The sequence below is a fragment of the Streptomyces sp. P5F9 genome, from assembly GCF_057961495.1.
In genome coordinates this window covers 1-7550 of the sequence record NZ_JBXVPZ010000460.1, presented here as the reverse complement: position 1 = coordinate 7550, position 7550 = coordinate 1, and the positions used below count along the sequence as shown (strand labels likewise).

At 71.5% G+C, this 7550-nt stretch carries 8 protein-coding genes; 4 read left to right on the top strand and 4 right to left on the bottom strand.

Features of this window, described 5'->3' with window-relative positions:
- Both AC31A1_RS42490 and AC31A1_RS42485 read left to right on the top strand, forming a co-directional pair.
- Positions 1-729, top strand: a 729-nt coding sequence (locus AC31A1_RS42490) for an ABC transporter ATP-binding protein (protein ID WP_489658425.1), incomplete at its 5' end; no start/stop codon positions are given.
- Positions 726-1361, top strand: coding sequence for an ATP-binding cassette domain-containing protein (locus AC31A1_RS42485; protein WP_489658424.1), 636 nt, complete (start codon positions 726-728; stop codon positions 1359-1361). The genes AC31A1_RS42490 and AC31A1_RS42485, both read left to right, overlap by 4 nt.
- Before the next feature lie 122 nt (positions 1362-1483).
- Here the strand turns inward: AC31A1_RS42485 and AC31A1_RS42480 are convergent, their stop codons facing one another.
- On the bottom strand, positions 1484-2158 hold the full coding sequence (locus AC31A1_RS42480) for a transglycosylase family protein (protein WP_489658423.1): 675 nt from the start codon (positions 2156-2158) through the stop codon (positions 1484-1486).
- Between the two features lie 504 nt (positions 2159-2662).
- On the opposite strand from AC31A1_RS42480, the gene AC31A1_RS42475 reads away from it, so the two are divergent.
- Positions 2663-3451: a hypothetical protein gene (locus AC31A1_RS42475; protein ID WP_489658422.1), complete on the top strand. Its 789-nt coding sequence runs from the start codon at positions 2663-2665 to the stop codon at positions 3449-3451.
- A 37-nt stretch (positions 3452-3488) separates the two neighbouring features.
- A complete protein-coding gene (locus tag AC31A1_RS42470; protein ID WP_489658421.1) occupies positions 3489-3908 on the top strand; it encodes a hypothetical protein in 420 nt (139 codons plus the stop codon).
- 99 nt (positions 3909-4007) lie between these two features.
- Here AC31A1_RS42470 and der read toward each other — a convergent pair whose 3' ends face one another.
- From der to cmk, 3 genes are all read right to left on the bottom strand, one after another.
- Positions 4008-5483 carry a ribosome biogenesis GTPase Der gene (gene der, locus AC31A1_RS42465; protein WP_450613593.1) on the bottom strand — a complete coding sequence of 492 codons (1476 nt, stop codon included), beginning with the start codon at positions 5481-5483 and terminating at the stop codon, positions 4008-4010.
- A 75-nt stretch (positions 5484-5558) separates the two neighbouring features.
- Entirely contained in the window at positions 5559-6242 is a 684-nt protein-coding gene (locus AC31A1_RS42460) for a lysophospholipid acyltransferase family protein (protein ID WP_489658420.1), read from the bottom strand.
- Entirely contained in the window at positions 6200-6895 is a 696-nt protein-coding gene (cmk, locus tag AC31A1_RS42455; RefSeq protein ID WP_489658419.1) for a (d)CMP kinase, read from the bottom strand. Before cmk ends, AC31A1_RS42460 begins: the two co-directional genes overlap by 43 nt.
- Positions 6896-7550 lie beyond the last annotated feature (655 nt).

The following is a 7550-nucleotide window of genomic DNA, read 5'->3' as shown; positions in this document are numbered from 1 at the left end:
GCGGTGACCTGCCCGGCCCCACCCGTCCTCACCGCCCACACCCTGCACGCCCGCTACGGCGGCTTCACCGCGCTCGACGGGGTCGACCTCGTCGTGCGGGCCGGGCAGGTCACCGCCGTGGTCGGGCCCAACGGGGCTGGTAAAAGCACCCTGTTCCACTGTCTGGCCGGGACCGTGCGGCCCGCGCGGGGGCAGGTCCGGCTCGGGGGACGGGACATCACCCGGCTGCCCGCGCACGCCCGCACCCGGCTCGGGATCGCCCGGACCTTTCAACAGCTCGCCGTGTTCCCCTCGTTGACCGTCGCCGAGAACGTGCGCGTCGGTGCCGAGCAGGGTCGGGTCGCCGAACCGGGCGCCGTGGAGCGGGCGTTGCGGCTGTTCGGGCTAGACGGGGACGTACGGTCGCTGCCCGCCGCCGGGCTGCCCACCGGGACGCTGCGCCGGGTGGAGCTGGCGCGGGCGTTCGCCGGGGGTCCGCGGGTGCTGCTGCTCGACGAGCCCGCCGCCGGACTCGACACCGCCGAAGTGGCCTCGCTGACCCTGGTGTTGAGGGCTCTGGCCGCCGAGGGCACCGCCCTCCTCGTCGTCGAGCACGACCTCGATCTGGTCGCCGACCTCGCCGACGTGGTCCATGTGATGGCCGCCGGGCGGATCGTCGCCTCCGGTCCGCCCGGTCACGTCCTCGACCCACCCGGCGCCCGAGAGGCCACGCGGGAGACCCCCGCATGACCATCGCCCTGCGCCACGCGCGCGTGCGCTACGGCCCCCTCGAAGCCCTGCACGGCATCACCCTCGCCGCCCCCGCTCACGGCCTCACCGTCCTGCTGGGCCGCAACGGCTCCGGCCGGACAACTGCCCTGCGCGCCCTCGCCGGTACGGTCGCGCTGTCGGGCGGTGCGGTGGTGTGGGACGGCGCCGATGTGACCCGTGTGCCCGCGCACGAACGGGCCCGCCGGGGACTGTGTCTGGTGCCGGAACGGCAGGCCGTGTTCGGGTCCCTCACCGTCCACGAGAACCTCGAACTCGCCTCGCGGGACTACGCCGTTGCCCTCGACGCGTATCCGCAGCTGGGCCCCCTCCTCCCTCGCCGGGCCGGCACCCTCTCCGGCGGCGAGCAGCGGATGCTGGCGCTCTCCCGGGCCCTGCTGGCACGCGCGCGTGTGGTGCTCGTCGACGAACCGGCGCAGGGCATGTCGCCCGCGGTCGCGGCGCACACGTACGACCTGCTGGGCGGGTTGGACGCGTGCGTGGTCGTGGCCGAGCAGCGGCTGCCGCCGGTGCTGCGCGGCCGGGCGGCGATCGTGTACGAACTGCGGCGCGGGAGTGTCGTGTTCGGCGGCGAGGCGGCAGAACTGGCGTAACGGGCGCGCCCCCGCCCGGTCGGAGGACCGGGCGGGGGCGGCTCGGGAGCGGCTCGGCTCAGAGGCCGTCCACCTCAAAGGCCGTTCGGCTCAGAGGCCGTTCGGCTCAGAAGTCGTTCGGCTCAGAGGTCGAGCTGCTGGCCGGGGACGATCAGATCGGGGTCGGCGCCGATGACGGACTTGTTGGCGGCGTAGATCTTCCGCCAAGTGGTCCCGTGCTGGGCGGCGATGGCGCTCAGCGTGTCGCCCTCGCGGACGGTGTAGTCGCCGCGGGACGTGCCGCGCGAGGCGTTGTTCGTCCCGCGGGCCGGCGTCTTCGCGGGCTTCGACGGGGTCGCCTTCTTGGTCGACTTCTTCGTCGTCGACTTCTCGCTCACCGTGCCGGAGGAGGCCGCGGGTGCGCTGCCGCTCGCTCCGGCCTTCGCCGAGCAGACCGGCCAGGCGCCCCAGCCCTGGGCCCGCTGGACCTTGCCGGCGACGGCGATCTGCGCGGACTTGGAGGCCTGGTCGGCGGTGGCCGCGTAGGCCGAACCGCCGTAGGCGCGCCAGGTCCCGGCGGAGAACTGGAGTCCTCCGTAGTAGCCGTTGCCTGTGTTGATGTGCCAGTTGCCGCCGCTCTCGCACTGGGCGATGCGGTCCCACACTCCGCTGTCGGCCGCCGCGGCGTTGCCGCTTGCGGCCAGCAGTCCGAGGGGGGCGAGCAGGGCCGCCCCGGCGAGGACCGCCGTCGTACGCACGTGACCCTTGCTGTGGGTCTCAGGAGCGTTCTCGCGAGTGGTATCGGCACAGTCGGACATGTAGTTCCCTCTCCAACAACCCGGGGTCCCCCAAGGCGGTTCGCGGCTCCCGCGCATCGACGCGGTCCTCGCGCTCCTCCCCGTCCGCCGGAGGTGGTGCTGCTTGCTGGCTTGTTCGGCCGGCGGACGTGTCCCGAGCGGTGCTCGTTGCACACGGCGGAGGAATGTACGGAGGTGGACGAGCCGATGTCGACCAACTGCCCGTCGCCGCAGGCCAGTTCACTGTTACCGCAGGTATCGGCACTTTTCGGCCACCCACTACATTCGCTGATTTCACGATTTTTCGACCAGCTGCCGACACATGTTGTGACTCGGTTCACGCCACCAACTCCCTTGACCTTTCACAGAGTTGACACAGAGTGTCCGATTCCGTACCAACCATGACCGTCCGCTTCGGTTGGTTCGATTCGGTTCGCTCTGGAGCGTGACTCCCGCCACAGATCCTCCGTTGTCTTCTTCATGAGCCCGGGACCCACCGGGCACCGCATTCCGAGGGAGCCACCCGTGCCGCGCATGCTCGACGTCAGCGACGACGTACGCGCCGAGATCGGCGACGAAGAAGCCGACCGGCTGCTCGCCGGAGACAACGCCCCGGGCAGTTACGACTGCACGTCGTGCCGCACCCAGGGCGACTCCGATCAGGAGCGCACCAGCACCGTCCTGTTCATCGGCGACGAGACCGCCGTCCTCGCCTTCGCCCACGCCACCTGCCTGCCCTCGCAGATCGTCCAGGTCACCGAGGAGCAGTTGCAGGGCGCCGTCCGCTCCATCAGCGGCAACACGCACGCCCCGGCCGGCGCGCCGGAGCAGGCCGTACCCGAGCAGGCCGTGCTCGGGGTGACCAGCGGACTCGTCCTGATCTCGGGGGAGTTGCACCCCGCCCTGGTCGTCGAGCCAACCGCGCCCATCGTGCGGCCCGGCTCGACCGGCGTCGGGGACGACTTCCTGCCGCTGCTGATCGAGCAGGGCTTCATGCCGCTCAGCGAGATCACCACCGTGCCGCCCGTGCTGCACGGCTGGTCGGTGCTGCTCGCCGCGGGCCAGCTGCACGCGGTGCTGCAGCCGAGCAGCAACGGCGGCTCCCCGGTGGCCTGGTGGCAGGCACACCAGCCGCTCCAGGTCACCGACAGCTGGCGGGCCGCCGCCAACAAGCACCAGCAGGTGCTGATGTTCGCGGCACCGGTCGGCTCGATCGGCCGCCAGCCCCGCGAGGACCTGCTGCGCAGCGCACTCGACAAGGCCGCGGCGAACGGCCAGCTGGTCGGCTCCGCGCTGCCGCTCGCGGGCACCTGAGCCGCATCCCTTCAGGTCACGCGTCGTTTGGACATACGTGCACGCATACGACGTTCCCCGCAGCCGGCCCTACCAGTCGATCCCGTCCTCGCGATCGGCCCAGGACAGCCCCGGCGGTCCATCGGCCACGCCGATCTACGACCGGCTCTACTCGGAGTGGGTCAAGACCTTCCGCTCGCTGCCGGGTGACCGCAGCGGCGAGGAGGAGCTGGGGTTCACCGCCTTCGGGCACAGCCCGCACAGCACGGGCTCGTTCAGCGGCGGTTCGTTCGGCGGGGGTTCACTCGGCGGGGGCTCGTACAGCGCGTACAGCGCGGGGGCCTACAGCGCCCGGCAGCAGTCGCAGTGGCAGCGCGTCGGGCAGCTCGGTCACGCCGGGCAGCAGCAACAGCACGGCCACACCGGGATGCACCACATCCCGGCGGCCCTGCCCCCCGGCCCGCGCCGAGGCATCTGACGCGGCACGCACGCACACGAAGAGGGCGGCCCCTGTCCAACAGGGGCCGCCCTCTTCGTCGTAGAACAGCCGTGTCGCACAACGGCCGTACGGCTACGGCTACTTCTTCTTGCCGCGCTTCTCGCGGACCCGGACCGAGATGTGGATCGGGGTGCCCTCGAAGGCGAACTCCTCGCGCAGGCGGCGCTCGATGAAGCGGCGGTAGCCGGCCTCGATGAAGCCGGAGGCGAAGAGGACGAAACGCGGGGGCTTGGTGCCGGCCTGGGTGCCGAAGAGGATGCGGGGCTGCTTGCCGCCGCGGACCGGGTGCGGGTGGGCGGCGACCAACTCGCCCAGGAACGCGTTCAGTCGGCCCGTCGGGACACGCGTCTCCCAGCCTGCCAGCGCGGTCTCGATGCCCGGGACCAGCTTCTCCATGTGGCGGCCGGTGCGCGCCGAGACGTTCACCCGGGGCGCCCACGCGACCTGGGCGAGCTCGGTCTCGATCTCGCGCTCCAGGTAGTAGCGGCGCTCCTCGTCGAGGGTGTCCCACTTGTTGAAGGCGAGGACGATCGCGCGGCCCGCCTCGACGGCCATGGTGACGATCCGCTGGTCCTGCACCGAGATGGACTCGGAGGCGTCGATCAGGATGACCGCGACCTCCGCCTTCTCGACGGCGGCGGCGGTGCGCAGCGAGGCGTAGTAGTCGGCGCCCTGCTGGAGGTGGACGCGCTTGCGGATGCCCGCCGTGTCGACGAACTTCCAGGTGATACCGCCGAGTTCGATCAGTTCGTCGACCGGGTCACGGGTCGTACCCGCGATCTCGTTGACGACGACACGCTCCTCGCCCGCCACCCGGTTCAGCAGCGAGGACTTGCCGACGTTCGGGCGACCGATCAGCGCGATACGGCGGGGTCCGCCGACCGCGGTGCCGAAGGTCTGCTCGGGCGCCTCCGGAAGGGCCTCCAGGACGGCGTCCAGCATGTCGCCGGTGCCGCGCCCGTGCAACGCGGAGACGGGGTGGGGCTCGCCGAGCCCCAGGGACCACAGATAGGAGGCGTCGGACTCGCCGCTCAGACCGTCGACCTTGTTGGCCGCCAGCACGACGGGCTTCCCGGCCTTGCGCAGCAGCCGTACGACCGCCTCGTCGGTGTCGGTGGCGCCGACCTTGGCGTCGACGACGAAGACGACCGCGTCGGCGGCCTCGATCGCGTACTCGGCCTGGGCGGCCACGGAGGCGTCGATCCCGAGGACGTCCTGCTCCCACCCACCGGTGTCGACGACCTTGAACCGCCGCCCGGCCCATTCGGCCTCATAGGTCACACGGTCCCGCGTGACACCCGGCTTGTCCTCCACGACGGCTTCACGCCGCCCGATGATGCGGTTGACGAGAGTCGACTTGCCGACGTTCGGCCGGCCGACGACGGCGAGGACGGGCAGCGGCCCGTGTCCCGCCTCGCCGATGGCGCCCTCGACGTCCTCGATGTCGAAGCCCTCTACGGCGGCGAGCTCCATGAACTCCGCGTACTCGGCGTCGCCGAGCGCCCCGTGCTCGTGCTCCTCGCCGGAGCCGTCGGGCTGGATCTGGTCGTTCATGAAGATCGGTACCTCGTTCATCGTGGTGATCGGTGGAACCCCCGGATTTCGGGTGATCCACTACTCAAGTGTCTCTTAGCGCCCGGTGAGGCGCCTGGCGTCGTCCAGGTGGGCGGCCAGCTGCTTCTGGATGCGCTCGGTCGCCTCGTCCAGCGCCTTGCGCGTACGGCGGCCGGAGCCGTCACCCGCGTCGAACGGGTCGCCGAAGACGACGTCGACGCGGGAGCGCAGCGGGGGCAGCGCCTTTATCAGTCGTCCGCTCTTCTCCGAGCTGCCCAGCACGGCCACCGGCACGATCGGGGCGCCGCTGCGGACCGCGAAGTAGGCGAGCCCGGCGCGCAGCGCGGCGAAGTCGCCCTCACCGCGGCTGCCCTCGGGGAAGATCCCGAGAACCCCGCCGCCCTTCAGGATGTCGAGCGCGCGGGTGACGGCCATACGGTCGGCGGTCGAACGGTCCACTTCCACCTGCCCGACGGCGCGCATGAAGGGCCCGAGCGGCCCCACGAACGCTTCCTTCTTGACGAGGAAGTGCGAAGCGCGGGGCGCCACACCGATGACCATAGGGCCGTCGATGTTGTGCGAGTGGTTGACGGCGAGGATCACCGGGCCGGTGGTGGGAACCTTCCAGGAACCCAGCACACGCGGCTTCCACAGCCCGTACATCAGGCCGACGCCGATGCGGCGCCCGATCTCGGCCCCGCGCTCCGTAGGTGCGGTCACTTCTCGGCTCGCTTCTCCCCGACGAGGGTGACGACGCACTCGATGACCTGCTGGAGCGTGAGCTCGGAGGTGTCCACCTCGACCGCGTCGTCCGCCTTCGCGAGCGGCGAGGTCTTGCGCGAGGAGTCGGCCGCGTCCCGCTTCAGCAGCGCCTCGCGCGTGGTCCGCACATCGGCGCCCTTCAGCTCACCACTCCGCCGGGCGGCACGCGCCTCGGGGGACGCGGTGAGGAAGATCTTCAGGTCGGCATCGGGCAGCACGGTCGTGCCGATGTCCCGCCCCTCGACCACGATCCCCCGCTCGGCCTCGGCGGCCAGCGACCGCTGAAGCTCGGTGATCCGGGCCCGCACCTCGGGCACCGCACTGACCGCGCTGACCTTGGAGGTGACCTCCTGGGTACGGATCGGCCCGGCCACGTCCACGCCGTCGACGCTGATGGTCGGGTTCGCCGGGTCGGTGCCCGAGACGATCTCCGCCTTGCCTGCCGCGTCCGCGATGGCGGTGGGGTCGGTGAGATCGATCCCGTTGTTCACCATCCACCAGGTGATCGCCCGGTACTGCGCCCCGGTGTCCAGATAGCTCAGCCCGAGCTGCGCTGCCACGGCCTTCGACGTGCTCGACTTGCCCGTGCCGGAGGGGCCGTCGATGGCGACAATCACTGCCGGGGCGGTCCGGGCGGCGCCGTTTTCCACGGGAGGACACCTTCCTGGTGCGGGGTGGTGAGCGGGGCGGGGTCGCGAGTGCGCCCCGCACAAGGTTACTGGGTGCGCGTCACTCGTCCGGCCGCCCCTTGTCGACACCGGTCCGACGAGATCGGCTTGCCGGGCTGGACGGTCACTGATCGACACGGGCCGGCATTTTTCAGGGTGCCCGGCGGGGCGGTTACTGCTGGGCGCGGGCCGGCACTCTTCAGCCTGTCCGGCGGGGCGGTTCTGCTGGCCGCGGGCCGGCACTCTTCAGCCCGCCCGGACGGTTACTGCTGGGCGCGGGCCGGCACTCTCAGCCCGTGCGGCGCTTGGTGGCGCAGGTCGGCATTCATCAGGCTCTCCGTCTGGACAGCTGCTGCTGGACGCGGGCCGGCGCTACCCAGCCCTTCCGACACTTGCTGACCCGGGCCTGCTATCCGGCCCGCCGGGCGTCTTTTCAACGCAGGCCGCCACCATCCAGCCTGCCCGGCACCCTCTCAGCGCAGGCCACGCGTGCCCACCCCGTCCGGCACTTCGCTGACGCAGCCGACGCAATCCAGCCCGCCCGGCAACCTTTCACCGCAGGCCCGCATTAATCAGCCCGTCCGGCGTTTGAGGACGAGGCCCCTTCAGGGCCGATGGGGGTCTGGGGGCGGAGCCC